A 24,328-nucleotide genomic window follows, 5' to 3' on the forward strand; every position below is an offset into this window, starting at 1 on the left:
ATACTGATTTTTGCCCTCCGCCAGTTGTCGCAGTTGCTTTCCATAGGAATAGTAGTTATAGGTGCCAGCTGGAGGCTATGAAAATGGGTCTGCTATGATTTTTATGGCCTTTTGACATAAATCAATATGTCCATTTCATTCTTTGGGTGAGGTACAGTGTCATCGAATAGGTCGAGCGCCCACGTGAATGAGCTATTGAAAATAGTTATATTTTGTAGGTCGGATATTTTCATCGATGAAAAATATTCCTTTAATTCGGCGCCGTTGCAGCAATATATGTAAGAATTTCTTTTGGCAAGATTTTTGCTTTGGTAATATTGCGGCATGAAGTAGATTTTCTTTTCATCTGATATGAACGTTTCATCTTTTAGATTGTGGAAGGGTTCTATATTTCTTTCATTGTGATATGCGCCAAACATGGGCCTAAGTGTGTTAAACCAGTAATATTTCTTCTGGCTAAATCGCATTTCCTTGACGTCAAATCTAGGTCTCTTCTTGATATTTCCTTTAATGAATTTGTAGATATAGCATTTCAGAACTCTAAATCCAGTTTCGTCGTCGATCAGTTTTCCTGGATAAGGCGTGAGCATTTGAGTTAGTCCTTGAAGAAAATATGACCAACATTTTCAGCACCGTCTCGCCACTTCAAATGCGGAAGATCATTTCCTACTCGCACCTCTCTGGCTTCCCATCCGCCTGGTAATGATCCGTGCTGAGGCTTATGAACTTCGTACCCTTTAGTGTATTTTTGTTTTTTGTGCGAATACATTTACGTGCGTCCATATTTCCGCGACTTTCCTTCAGCAGGGCTTTGGCATCTGCCGCACTCCCTACCCGTATATCACCTCGGCCTGCACTGCCAATGGCTGAGACCGCCTCTGCCCAATCTTTCGTTCCTGGTTTGGCAATCGGTAACTCGCTCGCCTTTCCGTGCTGCTTCCCGGTCAGTCGACACTTAGGGCTTAGACCCAAGGCATCTACATAGATAACCGGATTCACCGCGTACTGGTATAAATTCAGCCCGCCCGCCAACCCGATCGGATCCGGTGTGGTAAACCGTCCTACATCCGGGTCGTAGAACCTGAAGGTGTTGTAGTGCAGTCCGGTCTCGCGATCAAGGTATTGGCCTTGAAATCTGAGGTTTTGTTCTTCGATGAAATGCGGTTTGCGGTGCTCCTCGAGGGTGTTGCCCCACACTTGGTAGCTTGCCTGCCAGACCGGTTGGCCGTCGGGGTCGGTGAGTTGTTCAGGCAGGCCGTTGAGGTCGTTGTGGTAGTAGCGGATGTGTTGAAAGTCGCCGCTGCCATCGACGCGGGCGAGGGGTTCGTAGCCGTCGGCGTAGAGGTAAAGGCTGGTTTGTGAACCGCGCTGTTCCTGCAAGAGGCGCAGGCCGTCCCAGGTGAAGCGGGTTTCGCCGAGGAGTAAACCTTGCGCACTGTGTTCGGTTTTGCCGATGCGCCGTCCCAGTGGGTCGTAGGTCATGCGCACCACGTTGCCATTGGCGTTGTGCACTGCAATCAGGCGGCTTTCAGCGTCGTAGGCAAATTGCTGGGTGCCGTGGCGGGCGCTGCGTTTTTCGCTCATTCGGCCGAAGGCGTCGTAGCGGTAACGCTTGTCCCGGTAGGTCAGCAGTCGGTTATGGCGGACCCGCCCCGCCCCGGTTTGCGAGCTGTCCAGCAGGTTGGCGGCGGCGTCGTAGGTAAAGGTTTCGGGGTGGCCTTGTAGAGAGTCCTGGTTGGCGACGATGCGGGCGGTGGCATCGTAATGGAGCAGGGATCGCGCTTCACGTGAGCCGTTACGACTGAAGCGACTGATCAGGTTGTCGGACGGGTCGTAGTCGTACGCTTTGCTGCTTTGGGCCGGCAGGTGTGGCGGCTGCTGGGTAAGCCGGCGCGATCGTGTGTGCAGCCGGCCACTACGGTCGTACTGGCTGCGGGTGCTGATCTGGCCTTGGCTGCGCAGCACTTCGCGGTGCAATCGATCGCGTTCCAAATCGCTGATCACCTGGCCGTCGAGGTTGATCTGGTGCAGATGGCCGCTGCCGTAGTGCAGGCGGTTGAGCCGGCGGCCGTCGGGCAGTCGGGTCTGGATCAGATGGCCGAGTTCATCGTAGTGATGCTGCAAGGTGCCGCAGGCGGTCTGTTCGGCGGTCAGTTGGCCCAGGGCGTCATAGGTCAACCCGACGTTCTGTTGCTCGCCCTTGAGGTCCGTGAAAGCGACTTCGGTGAGTTGGTCGAGCGCGTCGTAGCGATATTCGGTGCGCCCGTCGGCGCTGGTCTTGGCGATGAGGCGGCCCATTGCATCGCGTTCGAGCGAATGCGCGATTGACTCTAAAGCTTGCTCAGGATCCTGCGGGGAGGGCAATTGCTCGACATGAACCGGATTACCCAGCACGTCATAGCCATAGCGCCGCTGGCTGCCATCCAGATCCTGCTGGGCGATGAGGCGGTCACCGGCATCCCAGGCAAAGCAATAGCTTTCGCCATTCTCGTTGGTCAGCGCCTGCAGCCGACCGTAGGCGTCGTAGCTGAACTGCACCTGCCGCTGATGCGCATCGAGGCGCTGTCGCACCTGGCCGCGTCGATCGTATTGGTAGGTCGTGGTGTAACCCGCCGGGTCGGTATAGCCCGTGAGCAAACCGCCCGCATCGCGCAGGTAACGTTCGATGCGACCATCGGGTAGCTGGTTTTGCAGCAGGCGACCCTGGACGTCGTGTTGATAAAGCGTGCGCTCGCCGAGGGCTCGGTGACGCTGTGCAGATGACCGCGCCGGTCGTAGCTGAATCGGGTCCGATAGCCTGAACAGTCGACGTGCTCGGTCAGCTGACCGGCGTCATTCCAGTGCTGTCTCCTGCTTTTGCCGGTGGCGTCGATAATCTCGATCACCTGCCCATGCTCGTCGTGCCGATAGCGGGTGACATGGCCCAAAGGGTCGAGGGCATGAGTGCGGTTGCCGCGAGGGTCGTAGCGGTATTGCCAGCTGTTGCCTGCCGCATCGGTCTCCACCCGTGGCAGCGACCAGTGCGCCAACCATAGCGTCGAATCCGTACGCCCCAACGGATCCTCGGTCGCGCTCAGATTGCCCGCCTCGTCGTAGCTGTACTGCCATCGCCCGCCTTGCGGATCGAGCGCGCCGAGCAGCTGGCGCTCCTCGTTCCAGGAGAACTGCCAGGTCTGACCCAGGTTGTCGGTGTATTCGGTAATCTGCTGCTGGGCGTTCCAGCGTCGCTGGCTGACGCGGTTCAGGCCATCGGTGATCTGGGTGCTGCGCGCATTCAGGTCGTAGTCGAAACGGTACTCTTCGCCGTCATCGGTCCAGTGGCGGACCACGCGCCATTCGCGGCCTTCGACCAGCGCCCAGTCGTAGAAACAGCGCAGGCCGGTGGGCAGTTGATGCTCGACCATGCGTTGATCACTGTCATAGACAAAACGTCGTTGCACCTGGCCCAGCGCATCGCGCACTTCGGTCAAGTCACCGCAGGCGTCGTAGGCATAGCTCGCCAGGACTTCGCGGGTCTCATCGGCAAACAGGCGCTCGATACGTTCTACCCGGCGCGGCCACGACAACGAATACGTCAGCACCACCCGCAGCCACTGGGAGGTGTCGCGCAGCTGAAGCAATCGCCCCTCGTCGTCGTAATCGAGGTAAATCCGGTTGTCGTTGCGGTCGCCCAGCTGCATCAGGCGCAGAGATGCCGGGTCGCCGGAAACCGGCTCGAATAGCCGATAAACCCCGTCCTCGCTCTCGATCAACAGCTGACCGTTGCCATGACGCTGCACCGCCAGCCCTTCGCCTGCGCTGAACAGCGCACTGCCCAACGGGATCGACCCCATGTCGATGCGTCGCGCCTGCTCGTCGGTGTAGATCAGCCGTTCGCCGCCCTCGGGATGAGGCTCGATAACCACGCAAACTTCATACGCTACGCTCCAGCCTGCGCCAAACAGGCCGTCGCGCCGTTCATCGCGGCTGTTGTAAAAGCGTTGCCAGTCGATGGGCAGGATGCCCGGCAGGAGGAAATCCAGCTCTGCAACGCCACCCAGGACCTTGGCGCCCGTTGCCGCGTGCACCGGGTTGGGCGAACCGGAAATCGCCCGGGTCAGAGCACCAGTCGCCTGACCGCTGACGTAGGCACTGGCGCCACCGACCAGCATGCAGGGCAGGTTGCTGACGAACTTGCCAGCACCGCCCTTGAGCAACATCAGCGCGGACACTGCCAACCCCACGCCCGGCGTCTTGCCGCTGCGAATCTCGCGCACCACCAGCTTGTCGCCGCCGATACGTACGTTGGGCGAGATCGAACCCGATGACACCACCGTTGCATCGCAGGTGCTGCGATCGCCACTGCGCACCGCCGGTTGGCCGTTGATGAATACCCGATCCGAGCCTTCGGCGATGTATTGCACCGGCATCGGCGCGTGTCGGCTACACGTCACCTGATCCATTTGCCTGGGCAAGGCAAACGGCGCAGGCGTCGCGACCGTGGGCCGCCACAGCTGGGAGAAAAAGCCCTTGGCCATGTCAAGGAAGGTGGATTCAGGAGCGGGCTGCTCGGGCACATCGCCAGGGGTAGCCGACATTGCACCCGCCGCACGCGCCGCCGGCAGGCCGTTGATGAAGACGTTGGAGGAGCCGCTGCTGATGTGCGCGTGTACGGTAGGCGCAAACACCGCGGTGGCCAGGCTTTCACAGAACTGACTGATGCCGGCATCAGCGCCGCTGAGACTCATGCCCGCACCTACCGCCACGCCTACCACGGCGCCCAGCACGCAGGCGCCAAGCCCGCCGGTGGCGACGGTAAGGCCGGCTGCGCCAATGACAGCAGCTCCCACGAGCCCGCCCACGATGACCCCGGCGGCGACTTCCAGTACGCCACCGAGGACATCGGCCATCATCGAGCTGTGGGCAAGGGCGTCACCCTGGCGGGCGGCCCAGAGGGCGTCAGACATTGCGTGTGATCCGCGCTGAGAAAGCGCTGGAATCTAAGGGCTTTGCGCAGTGCTGTCTGAGCGCGGAAACACAAAAAGCGCGGACTGCGCGCTTTTCAGAAGGGGACTACAGGGCGATGGCTGAAATTCCCATAAATGGGAAGGAGATATCTGATCAGAAGGCCTGATTAATGCGCAGCCCCGCCCTTGACCCCCGACGGCAAGGTTTTGGTCAGCATCACCGCCAGCATGCTGATGCCCAGCGCCAGGCCGACGAAATGAAAAGCGTCGTTATAAGCCATGATCGCGGCCTGCTGGTGGGCGATTTCGCTGAGTTTGCCCAGGGCGGCGGTCTCGTTGCCGAGCCGGTCGGTGAGCATCGCCATGCGCTCGGCAACTTGCGGGTTTGCCGGGGAAATGGATTCGCGCAAGTAGTCGAAATAGGTCTTGGTTCGTGCATCGAGCAGGGTGGCCAGCAGGGCGATGCCGATGGCGCCCCCCAGGTTGCGCAGGATGTTGAACAGGCTGGACGCCGAGCCTGCATCCTGTGGCTGGATGTAGGCGGTGGCAATCAGCGAGATGGTCACCATGATCAGCGGCTGGCCCAGGGCGCGGACGATCTGGATATGGTTGAACTGTGGCCCGGCGAAGTCCGGATTGAGCACGCCGGAGGCAAAGCTGGCGATGCCGAACAGGCCGAATCCGATGGTGCACAGCACTTTGGGCGGGATGATTTTCATCAGCTGCGGCACCAGCGGAATCAGAAACAGCTGCGGCACGCCCATCCACATGATGACCTCGCCGATCTGCTGGGCGTTGTAGCCCTGGATCTGTGCCAGGTACAGCGGCAGCAGGTAGATCGAGCCGTACAATCCCACGCCCATGCCGACGCTGGAAATGCTCGACAGGCCGAAATTTCGATTGCCCAGGATGCCCAGGTTGATCAACGGCTGGGGTTTGGAGAGCTGGATGATGACAAAGGTGATCAGGCTCACCAGGGCGATGCTGCCCAGGGTCACGATCAGGCTGGATTCGAGCCAGTCCTTGCGATGGCCTTCTTCGAGGAACACCTGCAGACAACCCAGGCCCACACCCAGCGTGACGATGCCTGCATAGTCGGTGCTCTTGAGCAGTTCCCAGTGCGGTGCCTTTTTCTCCAGGCCATACAGCAGCCCGCCGATCATCACCAGGCCCGGCGGAATGTTGATGTAGAAAATGTATTCCCAGCCGAAGTTTTCCGTCAGCCAGCCGCCCAGGGTAGGACCGATGGACGGCGCAAAGGTGGCGGTCATCGCAAACAGGGCCATGCCCTTGGCCCGATGATGCTCGGGCAGCTTGATCAAGGTCAGGGTGAACGCCAGCGGGATCAGCGCGCCGCCGGTGAAGCCCTGCATGGCGCGGAACACGATCATGCTTTCCAGGCTCCAGGCCATGGAACACAGCAGGGAGGAGACGAGAAACCCCAGCGACACCCAGACCGCCAGCCGCCGCGCCGAGAGCAACTGCACCAGCCAGGCGGTGAGCGGGATCATGATGATCTCGGCCACCAGATAGGAGGTGGAAATCCACGAGCCTTCTTCGAGGGTGGCCGACAGCGCGCCCTGAATGTCCTTGAGCGAGGAGTTGGTGATCTGGATGTCCAGCACCGCCATGAACGCGCCGAGCATCACGCTCATCACCGCGATCCAGTCGCGGCGGGTCGGTTCGCCGACCGGGCGGATCAGCTCGTCACCGGCCACTTTGAGGGTCGTTTGCCGGTTTGATGTTGATGGCCACGGTCACTGACATGCCCGGGCGGATCTTGCCGTGCAGCGGGTTGTCGGCGGCAAAGGTCAACTTGACCGGGATGCGCTGCACCACCTTGGTGAAGTTGCCGGTGGCGTTATCCGGTGGCAGCAGGCTGAACTGCGCGCCCGACGCGGCGAACAGGCTGTTGACCCGGCCCTGGATCGGCGTGCCGGGGAAGCTGTCGAAGGTCAGCTCGGCCCACTGGCCGATTTCCATGTGCTCGATCTGGGTTTCCTTGAAGTTGGCCTGCACCCAGATGTCCTCGTCGGGCACGATCGACAGCAAATAAGCCCCGGCCGTGACGTATTGGCCGTTGCGCGCGGCACGCTGGCCGACCAGGCCGCTGATAGGGGAGTGGATCTCGGTGCGCTGCAGGTTGATCTGCGCCTGAGCCAGGTCGGCATGGGCGGTGGCGATCTGCGCGTCCAGGCGTTTGAGTTCGGCGTTCAGGGCATTGACCTGCTGGCGTTGGCCCTGAGCATCGGCCTGTGCCTTGCTCACCTGCGAGCGCGCCACAGTACTGTCGGCCGTCATGGTGGTGACCTGGGCTTCGGAAACGAAGCCCGGTGTGCGCAGCTTTTGCAGGCGCGCCAGGTCCAGTTGCGTGCGCCCCAGGGTTGCCTGATTGGCCTGCACCTGCGCGTCGCTTGCGGCGATCAGGCTCGATTGCTGGGTCAGTTTGCTTTGCGCCTGCACCCGTTCGGCCTCGCGGGTGGCCAGGGTTGCCTGGGCGCGGTCGATCGCCAGGCGAAAGTCATCGGGCTCCAGCCGCACCAGCAACTGGCCCTTCTCGACGTGCTGGTTGTCTTGCACCAGGACTTCGTTGACCCGCGCAGCGAGCTGACTGGAGACGCGGGTGATCTCGCCCTGAACGTAGGCGTTGTCGGTGCTTTCGACAAACCGTCCCTTGAAGTACCACTGGGCGAAAAAGGCGAGGGCGATCAGCAGGACCACCACGAGAAAGATGAACAGGCGGCGTTTGAGTTGGGCAGGCATGGTCGTTCTGGATTATTAGAATGTAACGGAATTTATCAGCAAATGAAGTCTGGCATCCAGCCATCGTTGGATTAATGACTGGAAGTTATATTCGGGTATTCATTTGCGGCCCAGGCTCGAGGACTGGCTACGCTCAGTTACCGCCCAGGTGAATCTGCCGATGGATCCCGGTTGCATGCTGGAGCCGCGGGGCTTGGGCCTGTTAAGATTCGCCGCTTGTTCGACCTATTCGGAATTTTCCATGACCACCGTTCGCACCCGCATCGCGCCATCGCCCACCGGCGACCCCCACGTTGGCACGGCTTACATCGCACTCTTCAACTATTGCTTTGCCAAGCAGCATGGCGGCGAATTCATCCTGCGCATTGAAGACACCGACCAACTGCGCTCGACCCGCGAGTCCGAACAACAGATTTACGACGCCCTGCGCTGGCTCGGGATCGAGTGGAGCGAAGGCCCGGACGTCGGTGGTCCCCATGGCCCCTATCGTCAGAGCGAGCGCGGCGAAATCTACAAGAAGTACGCGCAGGAACTGGTCGATGCCGGTCACGCCTTTGCGTGCTTCTGCACCGCCGAAGAACTCGACCAGATGCGCGCCGAACAGATGGCCCGTGGCGAAACCCCGCGCTACGACGGTCGTGCCCTGCTGCTTTCCAGTGACGAAGTCGAACGTCGTCTGGCCGCCGGTGAACCCCATGTTATCCGCATGAAGGTGCCGAGCGAAGGCGTCTGTGTGGTGCCGGACATCCTGCGCGGCGAGGTCGAAATTCCCTGGGACCGCATGGACATGCAGGTCTTGATGAAGACCGACGGCCTACCGACCTACTTCCTGGCCAACGTCGTCGATGACCACCTGATGGGCATCACCCACGTGCTGCGCGGCGAAGAGTGGCTGCCGTCGGCGCCCAAGCTGATCCTGCTCTACGAGTACTTTGGCTGGGAAAAGCCGGCACTGTGCTACATGCCGCTGCTGCGTAACCCGGACAAGAGCAAGCTGTCCAAGCGCAAGAACCCGACCTCGGTGACGTTCTACGAGCGCATGGGCTTCATGCCTGAAGCGATGCTCAACTACCTGGGCCGCATGGGCTGGTCGATGCCGGACGAGCGCGAGAAGTTTTCGCTGCAGGAGATGGTCGAGCATTTCGACCTCAACCGCGTCTCCCTGGGTGGCCCGATCTTCGATATCGAGAAACTGTCCTGGCTCAACGGCCAGTGGCTGCGTGAATTGCCGGTCCAGGAGTTCGCCGCGCGTGTGCAGAAGTGGGCGTTCAACAGCGATTACATGATGAAGATCGCGCCCCACGTACAGGGCCGCGTCGAAACCTTCAGTCAGGTTGCGCCGCTGGGTGGTTTCTTCTTCGCAGGCGGCGTGACCCCGGACGCCAAGCTGTTCGAGCACAAGAAGCTTTCCCCGGAGCAAGTGCGCCAGGTCATGCAGCTGATCCTCTGGAAGCTTGAATCGCTGCGTCAGTGGGAAAAGGATCGGATCACCGGCTGCATCCAGGCGGTGGTCGAGCACCTGGAGCTGAAACTGCGCGACGCCATGCCGCTGATGTTCGCCGCCATCACAGGCCAGGCCAACTCGGTGTCGGTGACCGACGCGATGGAAATCCTTGGACCCGACCTGACCCGCTTCCGTCTGCGTCAGGCCCTGGACTTGCTGGGCGGTGTGTCGAAGAAAGAAAACAAAGAGTGGGAGAAGCTGCTCGGCGCCATCGGCTGAGTGACGTTCGGTCGTTGCGCGGCGCCAAGGCGCGCCGCGCGGTGGCCAGCAAGCGCCGGTTTTAGGGGGGAGGGCGGTAAGTGATTGTTATCCCGGAAAATTCTTTTGAATTTTGTTGAAAAAAAGTTTGACAGGTTTCCGGGTCGCACTTAATATGCGCCCCGTCCACACGGCAACACAGAAACACGGCGGCAACGCAGTGTGATGTGACAGTGTAATGTGGGGCTATAGCTCAGCTGGGAGAGCGCCTGCATGGCATGCAGGAGGTCAGCGGTTCGATCCCGCTTAGCTCCACCAATTTAGAAGCTTCAAGGCTGGCTGCACCGTCTTGAAGTTTGTACCGTAAATCGGAACCAGCACCGATCAGGTACACAAGGGTTACGTCCCCTTCGTCTAGTGGCCTAGGACACCGCCCTTTCACGGCGGTAACAGGGGTTCGAGTCCCCTAGGGGACGCCAGTTTTACCGAGTGAAGCCGCAAGGCAGATCTCCGCCGCGAGGCGATAAATCTGGGGCTATAGCTCAGCTGGGAGAGCGCCTGCATGGCATGCAGGAGGTCAGCGGTTCGATCCCGCTTAGCTCCACCAATTTTGCCAGGGTTCGTTGATGTTGTTAGCGACGAACCTTACTGAAGGTTTTGCGTACCCTTCGTCTAGTGGCCTAGGACACCGCCCTTTCACGGCGGTAACAGGGGTTCGAGTCCCCTAGGGGACGCCACGATTTCTCGCTCTGCGAGACCAAGGGTCATTCGATTATTGAATGGCCCTTTTGTTTTTCCGGGGTTTTATTTTCGCCCCCTTGCCTCCGGTCGTTCTGACCTCAACGTCCATCTGATATACCCCCTGTAGCGGTCCGGCTTGCCGGCGGTTGCGCTGTTGAGTTCGCCACCGCCGGCAATCCGTGCTGCTACAGAGAATGTTCCCCGCCCATCGTCGCCGCCCTTGCCATCCCACATGATGCGGATAATATTACCGTCATCATCCGGAGGCGGTCATGAACGACAAGAAAGCACAAACCCGCGAACGCATTCTCACCGCGGCGAGCGTGGCGTTGATCGCCCGTGGGCCGGTCGAGCCCAGCGTCAATGAGATCATGGGCGCCGCAGGGCTTACGGTAGGCGGTTTCTACGCCCATTTCGACAGCAAGGAAGCGCTCATGCTGGAGGCGTTCAACCAGTTGCTCAGCGAGCGCCGAGCGATGGTCGCCAGCATTGATGATCAACTGCCGGGTGATGAGCGTCGGGCCCTGCTCGCGGCTTTCTACCTGTCGCGCAGGCATCGTGATGCCGAGGACCATGCCTGCCCGTTGCCCACGGCGATTGGAGAGATGGCGCGTCTGTCGGATGATTTTCGCGGCGCCTTGTCCGAGCACATCGAATTGATGGTCGCGCAACTGGCCTCAAGCCCCGAAGAAACCGACAAGACCCTCGCCGACATCGCCCTGATGCTGGGCGGTCTGGCGCTGGCGCGTGCGCTGGGTCCCAACGAACTGTCGGACCGGGTGCTGCGTGCCGCCAAGTCGGCCATGCAGTGAGGCATTGCTGACAGATCCAGACCATGGCTCGACGCTTTTCGTTACACTGCTCGACCAATGAATCTTTCAGAGGCAGGAGCGCGCATGGTCTGGGATCTGGCAACGCCATTCGTCATTGATCTGCAGGTGGGCGAGGACGATATCGACGGTCTGGGCCACGCCAATAACGCGGTGTACGTCACCTGGCTTGAACGCTGCGCCTGGCGGCATTCACAAAGCCTGGGCCTGGACTTGACCGAATACCGACGTCTGGACCGGGCGATGGCGGTGGTTCGGCATGAGATTGACTACCTGGCCAGCGCCTATCAGGACGACGAACTGCAACTGGCGACCTGGATTGTCGATTGGGACCAGCGCTTGAAGATGACCCGGCGTTTCCAGCTCAAGCGACCCGCCGATGGGGTCACCCTGTTGCGTGCGCAAACCACCTTTGTCTGTATCGAGCTGTCCAGCGGCAAGCCCAAGCGCATGCCGGCCGAATTCATCGACGGCTATGCGCCGGCATTGAACGGCGTGATGTCCTGACGCCTGGCACGTCGGGCCCGTTCCCAATTGGCCAGTCACTGCGTAAACTGCCGGACTTTTTTCGAGTGTGACCCATGCAAATTGCTCTGGCGCCCATGGAGGGCCTGGTCGATGACATTCTGCGCGATGTGCTGACTCAGGTCGGTGGCATCGACTGGTGCGTGACCGAATTCATCCGGGTGACCGAGCGTCTGTTGCCTGAGCATTACTTCCACAAATTTGCCTCCGAGCTGCTCACCGGCTCGAAAACCCGGGCTGGGGTGCCCTTGCGCGTGCAATTGCTGGGCTCGGACCCTGTGTGCCTTGCGGAAAATGCCGCCTTGGCCGCCGAGCTGGGCGCGCCGGTGATCGACCTGAATTTCGGCTGCCCGGCCAAGACCGTCAACAAGTCGCGCGGTGGCGCGGTGCTGCTCAAGGAACCGGAGCTGCTGCATTCGATCCTGAGCCACGTTCGCCGTGCAGTGCCGGCGCACATCCCGGTGACTGCCAAGATGCGGCTGGGCTACGACAGTACCGAGCCTGCCCTGGATTGCGCGCGTGCACTGGAGGCGGGCGGCGCCGAGCACATCGTGGTCCACGCGCGCACCAAGGTCGATGGCTACAAGCCTCCTGCGCATTGGGAGTGGATTGGCAGGATTCAGGACGTGGTGAAGATCCCGATCATCGCCAATGGCGAGATATGGACCGTCGATGACTGGCGCCGCTGCCGGGAAATCTGCGGTGCCCGCGACATCATGATCGGTCGCGGTCTGGTGGCGCGGCCCGATCTTGGGCGGCAAATCGCTGCGGCTGAGGCCGGGCGTGAAGTCGTCGAAATGAGCTGGCAGGAACTGCAGCCGTTGCTGCGCCACTTCTGGCTGCAGGCGCTGGCCAAGATGACCCGCGTGCAGGCACCCGGCAGGCTCAAGCAGTGGGTGGTGTTGCTGACCAAAAGCTACCCCGAGGCCACCGTGCTGTTCGACGCCTTGCGCCGCGAGACCGATTGCGAGCGCATCAGCCTGATGCTCGGTGTCACGGCGGCGCAGGCGGCCTGAACAGCCCTATCGATGCTGCGTGACCGCCAGCAAGCCTGCGTCTACCCCAGGGTGGCGGGTATTCTGGCGCGCAGCAAGGCTTCGAAGCCGTCGGCGCTCAGCGGCTCACTGAACAGAAAACCTTGATAGAAGTGGCAATCGAGTTGCGCCAGGAAGTCCAGTTGCTCCTGCTTTTCCACGCCTTCGGCAATGATCGAAAGATTCAGGCTGGCGGCCATGGCGACGATGGCGCGGACGATTTCTGCATCGTTGGGATCGGTGGTGGCGTCGCGCACGAAGGACTGATCGATCTTCAGCGCATCGACCGGCAGGCGTTTGAGGTAGGTCAACGATGAATAGCCGGTGCCGAAATCATCCATGGCGAAGCTGATACCCAGCTGCTTGAGCTGGCGCATCTTGGCGATGGTGTCTTCGATGTTCTGAATGACGATGCCTTCGGTGATCTCCAGCTTGAGTACGCGATGAGGCAGATCGTACGTATGGAGACAACGTTCGACCCGCTCCACGAAGTCGCTCTGGCGAAACTGACGGGGGCTGATGTTCACGCAAAGACTGAAATCGCCAGCGTCGATCAGGCCTTTGCGCAGCAGACCGCCTCCGGTCTTGCAGGCCTCTTCGAGAATCCAGTTGCCCACTTCCAGGATCATTCCGCTTTCCTCCATGACCTGGATGAACTCGCTGGGCGGTAAATTGCCCAGGATGGGATGCCGCCAGCGCAGCAGGGCTTCGGCACCGATGATGCGATTGCCGCGCGTATCCACCTGTGGCTGGTAACTGAGGCTGAATTCGCCTCGCGCCAGGGCCTGGCGCAGGTCGTTCTCCAGGCGCAGGCGATCGCTGGCGGCTTTTTGCATGGTGCTGTGAAACATCTGCGTGGCGTTGCGTCCTGAGTCCTTGGCCCGGTACAGCGCGATATCTGCGCGCTTGAGCAGGTCGGCCGGGGTCGAGCCATGATCGGGAATCAGCGCCACGCCGATGCTGGGAGTGACTTGCAGCCGGTGGCCGTCGAGGAACATCGGTTCGGCGAGCAATTCGCGCAGGGTATCGGCCAGCTCGTGCACCTGGTCGATCACCTCTTCGTGCGAGCCCTCAAGGCCGCTGATCAGCACCACGAACTCATCACCGCCCAGGCGCGCGACGGTGTCCTCCAGACGCACGCTGGCTTCCAGGCGCGCGGTGACGATTTTCAGCACGCTATCGCCCACAGGGTGCCCGAGCGAATCATTGATGTGCTTGAAGTGGTCCAGGTCCAGAAACAACAGGGCGCCACGCAGGTTGTGCCGTTTGAGCAGGGCGATCTGCTGGCTGAGACGGTCCATCAGCAGCGCGCGATTGGGCAGGTTGGTCAGCGAGTCGTGGTAGGCCAGATGCTGGATCTGCGCCTGGGCATTCTTCAACTGGCTGATATCGCGGGCGGTGATCAGCAGGCACAGGGTGTCGTTGAGCATCAGTGGGTCGATGGACACGTCGACGGTGATGATATCGCCGCTTTTGTTGCGTCCCAGCAACTCGCGGTGACGGACCTTGCCTTGCTCTTCCATCTCCTGGATCAGGCGGGTGCGCTGGGTGATGTCGGCCATGATGACGAATTCGAACACGGTGCGTCCGATGACCTCGCTGGCGCTGTAACCGGTCAGGCGGCAGAACCCGTCGTTGACCTCCATGTAACGCCCGGTGGCCTTCTCGGTGATGATGATGGCGTCGGGGCTTGAGTGAAAAGCCCGGGCGAATTTCTCTTCGCTGGCCTTGAGCGCCGTTTCTGCTCGTTTCTGTTCGGTGATGTCCATCAGCGTGCCGGCCATGCGCAACGGCTTGCCGTCAGGATCCCGGTAGAGGCGGGCGCGGCTTTCGACATAGCGCACTGAACTGTCTGACAGGATGATCCGGTAGGTCAGGACATATTGACTGTCATCGCCCTCGCACAGGTTGCGGAAGGTCTGACGCATGGACTCACGTTCCTTGAGCGGAACACCGTGGAAATAGTTCTCGAACGGACCGTGGAATGGCAGCGCCTCCATGCCGTGCAACTGCGCCGCACGTGCCGATCCGTAGAGCATGCCGCTGGGGATGTGCCAATCCCAGGTGCCCAGCTGCGCAGAGTCGAGCGCCAGGTCCAGCCGCTCCTGACTTTCCTTGAGTGCCTGCTGGGCGCGCTTGTGTTCGGTGTTGTCGATAAAGGTGCTGAGCAGATAGAGGCCGTCGCTGAGCTCGATTCTCTGGGTGTAGAGCGTGCCGTCGTGAAGGCGTCCGTCACGCCCGCGCCATTGGCTCTCCAGGTGGGCCGGCTCCACGACTGCCAGGGTTCTTTCCAGCGCCAGGTGACGTTGCTGCGGATCCACCCAGAGCCCGATCTCCACGGTCGTGCGACCCACGCACTCGTCCAGCGGCCAGCCGAAGGTCGTTTCGAAATGGCAATTGGCGTTGCCGATCAGGCCATCTTCAAAACGGGTCAACAGGACGACATTGGGGCTGAGGTTGAACAGGGTCGTGAAATGCCTTTCCGACTCCTTGGCGGTCAGTGCAAGGCCAGTCAGTTGAAACAGTGGGCTGTCTGCGGTGATAGGCATATGAGCGCGAGCCTTGAAAGAGTAAGCCGGTATGTCGATCAGTGACGGCTCAGGCGACAGCGGCCTGGGCATCGAGCAACGCCATGAAGGCCCGGGCGGCATTCGACAGCGTACGTTCCGTGTGGACAATGTAGCCTAGCTGGCGGCGCAGCTGAATGCCTGGCAGCGGTATCCGCGCAACCTGCTCATCGAGCATGGTTCTGGGTAGCACACTCCATGCCAGCCCGATGGACACCATCATCTTGATGGTTTCCATATAGTTGGTGCTCATGGCGATGTTCGGCTTGATCCCCTGAGCCTCGCACAGGCCGCTGACGATGTGGTGGGTGAAAGTGTTGCCGCCGGGAAATACCGCCGGATAGCGGGCGATGTCGGCCAGGGTGACGTCGGCGGTGTTGGCCAGTGGATGCTCGGGGGCTGCGACGAAATCCAGCGGATCGTCCCACACGGGCACTGCCTTGATCAGGGAGTGGGGATCCGGCGCCAAGGTGATTACCGCCAGCTCCGCGCGCCCATGGAGAATTTCCTCATAGGCCACTTCCGAATCGAGGAACTGGATATCCAGCGCGACCTGCGGGTAGGTCCGGGTGAATGTTCTCAATAGCACCGGCAGGCGATGCAGGCCGATGTGGTGGCTGGTGGCCAGGCTCAGGCGCCCGGTCACCTCTCCCGTCAGATTGGTCAAAGCGCGGCGGGTGTCGTCCAGCACGTTGAGAATCTGGTAGGCGCGCGGCAGCAGTGCCCGCCCGGCCTCGGTCAGGCTGACTTCGCGCCCCAGGCGGTCGAACAGGCGTACATTGAGCTGTTGCTCCAGCCCCGCGATGCGCTTGCTGACGGCAGGCTGGGTCAGGTGCAGATGTTCCCCGGCCGCGGAAAAACTGCCGGTCTCGGCGATGGCGATAAAGGCATTGAGGTTGGCCAGATCCATCTCGAATTCCTATTGGTTATCCAAAGCATGAAAAATATGAATTTGAGTTATTTAAACATATTCCATAGCATCTCCCCCATAAGCCAAGGGTTATTGCAACTGCGGTGACCGCGGCGAAGAAATACGCTGACAGGGATGCCTGGACCAACCAGGCGCGCGACGACCAGCCCAGGGTTACATTTGGTGAAACCCTGGATTTGAACGGATCGGGCGCGTCTCTTAGCATCCCTTCCCACAAGCCAGGGGCCATTGCGGTGCGATGACCAGGGCATAGAAATACGCTGATGAGGAAACCGTCTGATGGCCGGCAAAACGCTCTACGACAAGCTCTGGGATTCGCATTTGGTCAAGCAGCGCGACGATGGTTCGGCGCTGCTTTATATCGATCGTCACATCATTCACGAAGTGACCTCGCCACAGGCATTCGAAGGCTTGCGCCTGGCGGGCCGCAAACCATGGCGGATCGACGCCAACGTCGCCACGGTTGACCACAACGTGCCGACCACCCCGGATCGCAAGGACGGCGTAGACGCCATTGTCGATCAGGTTTCGCGCCTGCAGGTCCAGACCCTGGATGACAACTGCGACGAATACGGCATCACTGAATTCAAGATGAACGACGTGCGTCAGGGCATCGTTCACGTGATCGGCCCGGAGCAGGGCGCGACTTTGCCGGGCATGACCGTGGTCTGCGGCGACTCCCACACCTCGACCCATGGCGCTTTTGGCGCCCTGGCTCACGGCATCGGCACCTCCGAGGTCGAGCACGTGCTCGCCACGCAGTGCCTGGTCGCCAAAAAAATGAAAAACATGCAGGTGAAGGTCGAAGGCAACCTGCCATTCGGCGTCACCGCCAAGGACATCGTCCTGGCGATCATCGGCAAGATCGGCACTGCCGGCGGCAACGGCCATGCCATCGAGTTCGCCGGTAGCGCGATTCGCGACCTCTCGGTCGAAGGGCGCATGACCATCTGCAACATGTCTATCGAGGCGGGCGCTCGCGTCGGTCTGGTGGCCACTGATGAAAAGACCGTGGCCTACGTCAAGGGTCGCCCGTTCTCGCCAAAAGGCGAGCAGTGGGACATGGCGGTAGAAGCCTGGAAAGAGCTGGTGTCCGATGACGACGCGGTGTTCGACACCGTGGTCGAGCTCGACGCCACCCAGATCAAACCGCAGGTCAGCTGGGGCACCTCGCCGGAAATGGTCCTGGCCGTCGATCAGAACGTGCCTGATCCGGCGCAGGAAGCCGATCTGGTCAAGCGTGGTTCCATCGAGCGTGCACTCAAGTACATGGGCCTGACGGCCAATCAGGCGATCACCGACATTCAGCTTGATCGCGTATTCATCGGTTCCTGCACCAACTCGCGGATCGAAGACCTGCGCGCAGCGGCGGATATCGCCAAGGGCCGCAAGGTGGCTTCGACCATCAAGCAGGCGATTGTCGTGCCCGGCTCGGGTCTGGTCAAAGCGCAGGCGGAACAGGAAGGTCTGGACAAGATCTTTCTCGAAGCCGGTTTCGAATGGCGTGAGCCCGGCTGCTCGATGTGCCTGGCGATGAACCCGGACCGCCTGGAGAGCGGCGAGCATTGCGCGTCTACCTCCAACCGCAACTTCGAAGGCCGGCAGGGTGCCGGTGGTCGGACTCACCTGGTGAGCCCGGCGATGGCGGCGGCAGCAGCGGTCAACGGCCGTTTCGTCGACGTTCGCACCATGAGCCAGCACTAAGGAGCCCCGCATGAAGCCTTTTACTCAACACACAGGTTTGGTCGCTCCGCTGGATCGTGCCAACGTCGACACCGACCAGATCATTCCAAAGCAGTTTCTCAAGTCGATCCGCCGCACCGGTTTCGGTCCCAACCTGTTCGACGAATGGCGTTACCTGGACGTGGGGCAGCCGTATCAGGACAATTCCAAACGCCCGCTGAACCCCGATTTCGTGCTCAACGCCGAGCGTTATCAAGGCGCCAGCGTGTTGCTGGCCCGCGAGAACTTCGGTTGCGGTTCGAGCCGCGAGCACGCGCCTTGGGCGCTGGAAGAATACGGTTTTCGCAGCATCATCGCGCCGAGCTACGCCGACATCTTCTTCAACAACAGCTTCAAGAACGGCCTGTTGCCGATCATCCTCAGCGAAAGCGACGTCGATGAGCTGTTCAAGGTGGTCGAGGCCAATCCGGGTTACCATTTAAATGTCGACCTGGCAACGCAGACCGTGACCCGCGAAGATGGCAAGGTCTACAGCTTCGAGATCGACGCGTTCCGCAAGCACTGCCTGCTCAATGGCCTGGATGACATCGGCCTGACCCTGATGGATGGCGAGGCCATCGCGAGCTTCGAAAGCAAGCATCGCGCGACCCAGCCGTGGCTTTTCCGTGATGCCTGATTGATGCACGACCTGTAGCAACCGGCTTGCTGGCGAACGCGTTGGATCAGTGACGTATGAGTTCCTGCGCCACCCGGTTTGCCAGCAAGCGGCTCCTGCAGGGGGCGTGAAGGCTTTTTTGATCGGCGCTCCTGTAGCGCCGATGCACATATTGAAACGAGGACGTTATGAGCAAGCAGATTCTGATTCTCCCAGGTGACGGCATCGGTCCGGAAATCATGACCGAAGCGGTCAAGGTCCTGGAACTGGCCAGCCAGAAGTATCAGCTGGGCTTCGAACTGAGCCACGACGTCATCGGTGGCGCGGCCATCGACAAGCACGGCGTGCCGCTGGCCGACGAAACCCTGGAACGTGCGCGTGCCGCCGACGCCGTGCTGCTGGGCGCGGTGGGTGGTCCCAAGTGGGACGCCATCGAGCGTGATATCCGTCCTGAGCGCGGTCTGCTGAAAATCCGTTCGCAACTGGGCCTGTTCGCCAACCTGCGTCCGGCGATCCTTTATCCGCAGCTGGCCGATGCTTCCAGCCTCAAGCCTGAGATCGTCGCGGGTCTGGACATCCTCATCGTGCGCGAACTGACCGGCGGTATCTACTTCGGCGCGCCACGTGGCACCCGTGAGCTGGAAAACGGCGAGCGTCAGTCTTACGATACCCTGCCGTACAGCGAGAGCGAGATTCGCCGTATTGCCCGTGTCGGTTTCGACATGGCGCGCGTACGCGGCAAGAAGCTGTGCTCGGTGGACAAGGCCAACGTGCTGGCGTCCAGCCAGCTGTGGCGCGAAGTGGTCGAGCAAGTGGCCAAGGACTACCCGGATGTCGAGCTGAGCCACATGTACGTGGACAACGCCGCCATGCAGCTGGTCCGCGCACCCAAGCAGTTCGACGTGATGGTCACCGACAACATGTTCGGCGACATCCTGTCCGACGAAGCGTCGATGCTCACAGGCTCCATCGGCATGCTGCCGTCAGCCTCGCTGGACGCCCACAACAAGGGCATGTACGAGCCTTGCCATGGTTCGGCGCCGGACATCGCCGGCAAAGGCGTTGCCAACCCGCTGGCGACCATCCTGTCGGTGTCGATGATGCTGCGTTACAGCTTCAATGAGCACGCGGCGGCCGAGGCCATCGAGAAGGCCGTGAGCCTGGTCCTGGATCAAGGCCTGCGCACCGGTGATATCTGGTCCGAGGGCAATGCCAGGGTCGGTACGCAGCAAATGGGTGACGCCGTAGTCGCCGCGCTGCGCAATCTGTAATATCTCGGGCCCACTGCCGCAGATCGAGTCCATGGCTCGCTGCGGGAAGAGGCCCCACTTTTAATTAAGGTGTAGTTGCGATGAAACGTGTAGGTCTGGTCGGTTGGCGCGGTATGGTCGGTTCCGTGCTCATGCAGCGCATGCTGGAAGAGCAGGATTTCGATCTCATTGAGCCGGTTTTTTTCACCACCTCCAACGTCGGTGGACAGGGTCCATCGGTGGGCAAGGACATTGCGCCGTTGAAGGATGCCTACAGCATCGACGAGCTCAAGACCCTGGACGTGGTACTGACCTGCCAGGGCGGCGACTACACCAACGAGGTGTTCCCCAAGCTGCGTGAAGCCGGCTGGCAGGGTTACTGGATCGATGCGGCATCGTCCCTGCGCATGCACGACGACGCGGTGATCATCCTCGATCCGGTCAACCGCAAGGTCATTGACCAGCAGCTCGATGCCGGTACCCGGAACTACATCGGCGGCAACTGCACGGTCAGCCTGATGCTGATGGGCCTGGGCGGGCTGTTCGAAGCCGGTCTGGTGGAGTGGATGAACGTCATGACCTATCAGGCGGCTTCCGGTGCCGGTGCGCAGAACATGCGTGAACTGATCAAGCAGATGGGCGCGATCAACGCGTCGGTCGCCGACGAGCTGGCCAACCCGGCCAGCGCGATCCTGGACATCGACCGCAAGGTCGCCGAGGCCATGCGCGGCGAAGGCTTCCCCACCGAAAACTTCGGTGTACCGCTGGCGGGCAGCCTGATCCCGTGGATCGACAAGGAACTGCCTAACGGCCAGAGCCGCGAAGAGTGGAAAGGCCAGGCCGAGACCAACAAGATTCTGGGTCGCTTCAAGAGCCCGATCCCGGTCGACGGCATCTGCGTGCGCATCGGCGCCATGCGCTGCCACAGCCAGGCGCTGACCATCAAGCTGAACAAGGATGTGCCGATTGCCGATATCGAAGGCATGATCAGCCAGCACAACCCTTGGGTGAAGCTGGTGCCCAACAGCCGTGAGGCCAGCATTCAGGAGCTGAGCCCGACGTCGGTGACCGGTACGTTGAACATTCCGGTGGGCCGTCTGCGCAAGCTGAACATGGGTTCGCAGTACCTGGGCGCGTTCACCGTAGGTGACCAGTTGCTGTGGGGCGCGGCAGAGCCGTTGCGTCGCATGCTGCGCATCCTGCTGGAGCGTTGATTCGAACGTCTTTGCTTTAAACAAAAAAACCGCCTCAAGGGGCGGTTTTTTTATGGGTCAAACAATGGCACGCCGTGGGCAGGTTCACCTCCCGCCGGCTCGTTCTCTGCAAAAGCGGGTATGCGGGCGCCTGTTGCGGGTCAAACCCGCTCCACTGGCAGATCATCCTTGCGTCGGCGAAACAGCGTGCCGCGCCTCCAGTGCTGGCCGAACCGGATGCCAGGGGCTTCGACGTAGCGGTAGCTGAGCATCGAGACCACGACCACCGCGACCACTACCAGCAGCAACAGCAGGTTGTCATTCAGCGCGGTGCCGGTGCTCAGATAACGCACCACCGTGCCTGCGGTATCGCCCGGCTTGTCGACGAGCAACGCATAGCCGCTGAATCTGGCCGCCAGCGTCAGCGCGGTTGCCAGGACGAAGATCACCGCGGCGTGGGTCAGGTAGATCGACAGCCACAGTCGGCCCAGCGCCGGAAACGCTCGCAGGGCCAGCAGGCGCGAGATGATCCCGGCCTCATGGGCGAAGATCAGGATAGCGATGCAGAACAACAGCCCCAGTTCGATTGTCAGCGGTGGCTCGCCCTCGGTCATGATCCAGTAGATCAACCCCAGAATGCCGACCTCCAATACGCTTGCGAGCACCGGCCCGGGTACTGAGTCACGCAGGCGCGCGTAAAGCCGATAGGTCAGGGTACCGGCAAAGAAGCACGAAGCGCCCCACAGCACGTTGCGCGGGACCGGCTCAAGGTCCTTGTACAACGCCATGAACGCCACCGCGCAGACCAGCGCAAACAACAGGCGAGCCAGACGGGGCAGGGTGAACATCAAGAGTGCGAAGAGCACGCAGAGGTAGAACTCCACGCTGATGAACCAGGACGGGTAGTTGAACGACAGCGCATTGAAACCCGGCCACCAGGCCTGTATCAGCAACAGGTTCGGCAGGATTTCAGCCGGTCCGCGGTCGCCGCTGAACGCCGGGTAATTGAGTGAAAGCCCGTATCGCTCGAGCACCAGCTTCAGGCATTCGAAGCCTATGAAGAACAGCAGTACCGCAGCGTGCAGCGGCAACACACGGCAGGTGCGGCTGATCATGAACTCGCCCAGTTGTTGCTGTGTGCTCAGACTGCCTACATACCGGCGGTAAAGCAAAAAGCCACTCAAGGCAAAGAAAAAGCCCACCAACTGGCTGGCATTCCGGAAAAAAGTCAGCTGCGTGATGCTGCGCTCAATGTGCGAGTGGTGGACGATCAGGGCCAATGCGCAGAGGCCGCGAAAGCTGTCGAGCACGAGGAATCGCTTCATCTTACGGGTCCTTTGTAGATGAGTATGGACGGGTGAGGGCAGTTGCAGCCTGGCAAGCGGGCGCAAACGAGCAAAAGGGCAAAGGTGTGACTTGAAAACCGCCGGAAAAACCACCTTCGACATCGATGGCTGACGGGCCGGGCAAACCCGATGGAGCGCGGCTTCTATGGCCGTTTGATCTGACCGGGTGACGGCCTCGGCAACGCTACCGCCGTCAAGCCAGGCTGCTGGAGAGGCTGGCGATGCGCGAGCAGACCGGACGGCTGCACAGGGTTACCCAACGCCGGTGGCGAAAGGCATGGCTGCGAGTATGCCCACAGACTCGCAGCGATGCCAGAGGCGAACGGCTGCATGACGGTGGTTTCGTCGCAAAACCTAAATTCCCACTATGTGGGACGACAAATTACATATTGAGATAATCGGCTTTCCGGGTTTATAGTTCGCCTCGCATTCACTCATCAATAACAATCAGGTGAAGCCATGCAGGCGCAATTGATCGCGCTCGACTGGGGCACCACGTCCCTTCGAGCGTATCGACTCGGTGAACAAGGCCGGGTCCTGGAACAACGCTCGCTCAGCGCGGGCATCATGCAGCTGCCTTCGACACCCCGCTCGATTGCCGGACAGCAGGTTTGCGACGGATTCGAACTGGCTTTTGACGAGGCCTGTGGCGATTGGCTCGACGCTCACCCGACCCTGCCGGTGATCGCCTGTGGCATGGTCGGCAGTGCTCAGGGCTGGCGCGAAGCGGTCTATCAGCAGACGCCGGCCAGCGTCTCGGCACTCAGTTCGGCGCTGGTCACGGTGCGCAGTCTGCGCGGGGTGAACGTGCATATCGTGCCCGGTGTGCTTCAGCGTTCTGAACTGCCCAACGTCATGCGCGGCGAAGAGACCCAAGTGCTCGGGATTCTCAGCGCGCTGCCGGCGACACCGGCCGGTCAGCCGCTGTTGATTGGTTTGCCCGGCAGTCATTCCAAATGGGTGAGGGCGGTCGACGGCTGCATCGTTCATTTCGACACGTTCATGACCGGCGAGGTCTTCGCCGCGCTTTGCACCCACACCATCCTCGGTCGCACCATGCAGCGCGGCGAAGATTTCGACGCGGTGGCATTCGATCGCGGTGTCGCGGTGGCGACCTCCGCGGCCGGTGCTGCCGGCCCCTTGTCGACCATCTTCAGCTGCCGAACGCTTGGCCTGACGGGCGCCCTGTCCGGTGCAGCGCAGCCCGATTACCTGTCCGGTCTGCTGATCGGCCACGAGATCGTCGCCCTGGTGCAATTGCTCAGTCAGCCCGATGCGACCTTGCCGGCGGTGATCCTGATCGGCAGCGGCCCGCTGCTGGAACGCTACCAGCGTGCGCTGAATGCCAATGGCTTTGCCCACGTAACCCTCGCCGAACAGGCGACCGAGCGCGGTCTGTGGCAGGTCGCGGTACAAGCCGGTCTGATTTCATCCACTTCTGCGGCCGCTGCCCGGCCCCTCCCTGTAGAGAACTGAGATGCTCAAACAAGCCCTTGCGCAAAATGGCCTGGTCGCGATCCTGCGCGGTCTGCGCCCCGAAGAAGCACCGGCCATCGGTGATGTCCTGTACCAGGCCGGTTTTCGGGTCATTGAAGTGCCGCTCAACTCCCCGCAACCGTACGACAGCATTCGTCTGCTGCGTCAGAGCCTGCCCGCCGATTGCCTGATCGGCGCTGGCACCGTCCTGACGCCGGAGCAAGTGCGGCTGGTCAAGGAAGCAGGCGGTCAGGTGATCGTCATGCCGCACAGCGATCCAGAGGTGCTGCGCGCAGCCAAGGCCGAAGGCCTGTTCCTCTCGCCCGGGGTTGCGACCCCGACAGAAGCCTTTGCCGCGCTGGCCATCGGCGCCGATGTGCTGAAGATGTTCCCGGCCGAGCAGATGGGCCCGGCGGTGGTCAAGGCGTGGCTGGCCGTGTTGCCCGCCGGCACGGTGCTGCTGCCTGTGGGAGGCATCACCCCGGACAACATGAAGGTGTTCCTCGACGCCGGTGTGCTGGGTTTCGGTCTGGGTTCGGGTCTGTTCAAGCCGGGCATGAGCGCCGACGACGTGGCCCAGCGTGCCCAGGCTTATGTGGCTGCCTGGAAGCAATACGCCTCGACCGACAAATAAGTGATTCACGCACTCGCTGCGTGATCTGACACGCGTCTTCGAATAAGAGAGA

14 protein-coding genes, 4 tRNA genes and 2 pseudogenes are annotated in these 24,328 nt (G+C 61.0%); 14 read left to right on the plus strand and 6 right to left on the minus strand.

Going from position 1 to position 24,328, the window contains the following annotated elements:
* Positions 1 to 918 precede the first annotated feature (918 nt).
* The 3 genes and pseudogenes from ACI2KS_RS08135 to ACI2KS_RS08145 all read right to left on the minus strand — a co-directional run.
* A pseudogene (locus ACI2KS_RS08135) lies at positions 919 to 4,946 on the minus strand (RHS repeat-associated core domain-containing protein); the annotation flags it as partial.
* Positions 4,947 to 5,113: 167 nt separating this feature from the next.
* Positions 5,114 to 6,604, minus strand: coding sequence for an MDR family MFS transporter (locus ACI2KS_RS08140; RefSeq protein ID WP_404619490.1), 1,491 nt, complete (start codon positions 6,602 to 6,604; stop codon positions 5,114 to 5,116).
* A 49-nt stretch (positions 6,605 to 6,653) separates the two neighbouring features.
* Entirely contained in the window at positions 6,654 to 7,709 is a 1,056-nt protein-coding gene (locus ACI2KS_RS08145; RefSeq protein WP_404618927.1) for an HlyD family secretion protein, read from the minus strand.
* 241 nt (positions 7,710 to 7,950) lie between these two features.
* Here ACI2KS_RS08145 and gltX point away from each other — a divergent pair, with 241 nt between their 5' ends.
* The 8 genes from gltX (at position 7,951) to ACI2KS_RS08185 (ending at position 12,523) form a co-directional block, all read left to right on the plus strand.
* On the plus strand, positions 7,951 to 9,432 hold the full coding sequence (gene gltX, locus ACI2KS_RS08150) for a glutamate--tRNA ligase (RefSeq protein WP_404618929.1): 1,482 nt from the start codon (positions 7,951 to 7,953) through the stop codon (positions 9,430 to 9,432).
* A gap of 221 nt (positions 9,433 to 9,653) precedes the next feature.
* Positions 9,654 to 9,729, plus strand: a tRNA-Ala gene (locus ACI2KS_RS08155).
* A gap of 85 nt (positions 9,730 to 9,814) precedes the next feature.
* Positions 9,815 to 9,890, plus strand: a tRNA-Glu gene (locus ACI2KS_RS08160).
* A 52-nt stretch (positions 9,891 to 9,942) separates the two neighbouring features.
* Positions 9,943 to 10,018 (plus strand) — tRNA-Ala (locus ACI2KS_RS08165).
* Between the two features lie 54 nt (positions 10,019 to 10,072).
* Positions 10,073 to 10,148, plus strand: a tRNA-Glu gene (locus ACI2KS_RS08170).
* Between the two features lie 276 nt (positions 10,149 to 10,424).
* Complete coding sequence (locus ACI2KS_RS08175) at positions 10,425 to 10,964, plus strand: TetR/AcrR family transcriptional regulator (protein WP_404618931.1); 540 nt, start codon at positions 10,425 to 10,427, stop codon at positions 10,962 to 10,964.
* An 84-nt stretch (positions 10,965 to 11,048) separates the two neighbouring features.
* Positions 11,049 to 11,489: an acyl-CoA thioesterase gene (locus tag ACI2KS_RS08180; protein ID WP_404618933.1), complete on the plus strand. Its 441-nt coding sequence runs from the start codon at positions 11,049 to 11,051 to the stop codon at positions 11,487 to 11,489.
* A gap of 74 nt (positions 11,490 to 11,563) precedes the next feature.
* Entirely contained in the window at positions 11,564 to 12,523 is a 960-nt protein-coding gene (locus ACI2KS_RS08185; protein WP_404618935.1) for a tRNA dihydrouridine synthase, read from the plus strand.
* Positions 12,524 to 12,564: 41 nt separating this feature from the next.
* Here ACI2KS_RS08185 and ACI2KS_RS08190 read toward each other — a convergent pair.
* Both ACI2KS_RS08190 and ACI2KS_RS08195 read right to left on the minus strand, forming a co-directional pair.
* Positions 12,565 to 15,027: pseudogene (locus ACI2KS_RS08190) on the minus strand (EAL domain-containing protein); the annotation flags it as partial.
* 112 nt (positions 15,028 to 15,139) lie between these two features.
* Positions 15,140 to 16,018, minus strand: coding sequence for a LysR family transcriptional regulator (locus ACI2KS_RS08195; RefSeq protein ID WP_404618937.1), 879 nt, complete (start codon positions 16,016 to 16,018; stop codon positions 15,140 to 15,142).
* 300 nt (positions 16,019 to 16,318) lie between these two features.
* Between ACI2KS_RS08195 and leuC the strand changes: the two genes are divergently transcribed.
* From leuC to asd, 4 genes are all read left to right on the plus strand, one after another.
* Positions 16,319 to 17,743, plus strand: a complete 1,425-nt coding sequence (leuC, locus tag ACI2KS_RS08200) for a 3-isopropylmalate dehydratase large subunit (RefSeq protein ID WP_404618939.1) — start codon at positions 16,319 to 16,321, stop codon at positions 17,741 to 17,743.
* Between the two features lie 10 nt (positions 17,744 to 17,753).
* A complete protein-coding gene (gene leuD / locus ACI2KS_RS08205) occupies positions 17,754 to 18,398 on the plus strand; it encodes a 3-isopropylmalate dehydratase small subunit (RefSeq protein ID WP_404618941.1) in 645 nt (214 codons plus the stop codon).
* A gap of 167 nt (positions 18,399 to 18,565) precedes the next feature.
* Positions 18,566 to 19,648, plus strand: coding sequence for a 3-isopropylmalate dehydrogenase (leuB, locus tag ACI2KS_RS08210; RefSeq protein WP_404618943.1), 1,083 nt, complete (start codon positions 18,566 to 18,568; stop codon positions 19,646 to 19,648).
* 80 nt (positions 19,649 to 19,728) lie between these two features.
* A complete protein-coding gene (gene asd / locus ACI2KS_RS08215) occupies positions 19,729 to 20,841 on the plus strand; it encodes an aspartate-semialdehyde dehydrogenase (RefSeq protein WP_404618945.1) in 1,113 nt (370 codons plus the stop codon).
* A gap of 140 nt (positions 20,842 to 20,981) precedes the next feature.
* Here the strand turns inward: asd and ACI2KS_RS08220 are convergent, their stop codons facing one another.
* Positions 20,982 to 22,145, minus strand: a complete 1,164-nt coding sequence (locus ACI2KS_RS08220) for an acyltransferase family protein (RefSeq protein WP_404618946.1) — start codon at positions 22,143 to 22,145, stop codon at positions 20,982 to 20,984.
* 480 nt (positions 22,146 to 22,625) lie between these two features.
* Between ACI2KS_RS08220 and ACI2KS_RS08225 the strand changes: the two genes are divergently transcribed.
* Both ACI2KS_RS08225 and ACI2KS_RS08230 read left to right on the plus strand, forming a co-directional pair.
* Complete coding sequence (locus tag ACI2KS_RS08225) at positions 22,626 to 23,642, plus strand: 2-dehydro-3-deoxygalactonokinase (protein WP_404618948.1); 1,017 nt, start codon at positions 22,626 to 22,628, stop codon at positions 23,640 to 23,642.
* Between the two features lies 1 nt (position 23,643).
* On the plus strand, positions 23,644 to 24,276 hold the full coding sequence (locus tag ACI2KS_RS08230) for a 2-dehydro-3-deoxy-6-phosphogalactonate aldolase (RefSeq protein WP_404618950.1): 633 nt from the start codon (positions 23,644 to 23,646) through the stop codon (positions 24,274 to 24,276).
* Positions 24,277 to 24,328 lie beyond the last annotated feature (52 nt).

Origin of the sequence: Pseudomonas sp. NPDC087358, from assembly GCF_044900785.1 — a bacterium.
Classification (GTDB): Bacteria; Pseudomonadota; Gammaproteobacteria; order Pseudomonadales; family Pseudomonadaceae; genus Aquipseudomonas.

Coding starts and splice junctions, on each gene's coding strand:
- ACI2KS_RS08145 (WP_404618927.1), bottom strand. CDS start 7,709: ATGCCTGCCCAACTCAAACGCCGCCTGTTCATCTTTCTCGTGGTGGTC.
- gltX (WP_404618929.1), top strand. CDS start 7,951: ATGACCACCGTTCGCACCCGCATCGCGCCATCGCCCACCGGCGACCCC.
- ACI2KS_RS08175 (WP_404618931.1), top strand. CDS start 10,425: ATGAACGACAAGAAAGCACAAACCCGCGAACGCATTCTCACCGCGGCG.
- ACI2KS_RS08180 (WP_404618933.1), top strand. CDS start 11,049: ATGGTCTGGGATCTGGCAACGCCATTCGTCATTGATCTGCAGGTGGGC.
- ACI2KS_RS08185 (WP_404618935.1), top strand. CDS start 11,564: ATGCAAATTGCTCTGGCGCCCATGGAGGGCCTGGTCGATGACATTCTG.
- ACI2KS_RS08195 (WP_404618937.1), bottom strand. CDS start 16,018: ATGGATCTGGCCAACCTCAATGCCTTTATCGCCATCGCCGAGACCGGC.
- leuC (WP_404618939.1), top strand. CDS start 16,319: ATGGCCGGCAAAACGCTCTACGACAAGCTCTGGGATTCGCATTTGGTC.
- leuD (WP_404618941.1), top strand. CDS start 17,754: ATGAAGCCTTTTACTCAACACACAGGTTTGGTCGCTCCGCTGGATCGT.
- leuB (WP_404618943.1), top strand. CDS start 18,566: ATGAGCAAGCAGATTCTGATTCTCCCAGGTGACGGCATCGGTCCGGAA.
- asd (WP_404618945.1), top strand. CDS start 19,729: ATGAAACGTGTAGGTCTGGTCGGTTGGCGCGGTATGGTCGGTTCCGTG.
- ACI2KS_RS08220 (WP_404618946.1), bottom strand. CDS start 22,145: ATGAAGCGATTCCTCGTGCTCGACAGCTTTCGCGGCCTCTGCGCATTG.
- ACI2KS_RS08225 (WP_404618948.1), top strand. CDS start 22,626: ATGCAGGCGCAATTGATCGCGCTCGACTGGGGCACCACGTCCCTTCGA.
- ACI2KS_RS08230 (WP_404618950.1), top strand. CDS start 23,644: ATGCTCAAACAAGCCCTTGCGCAAAATGGCCTGGTCGCGATCCTGCGC.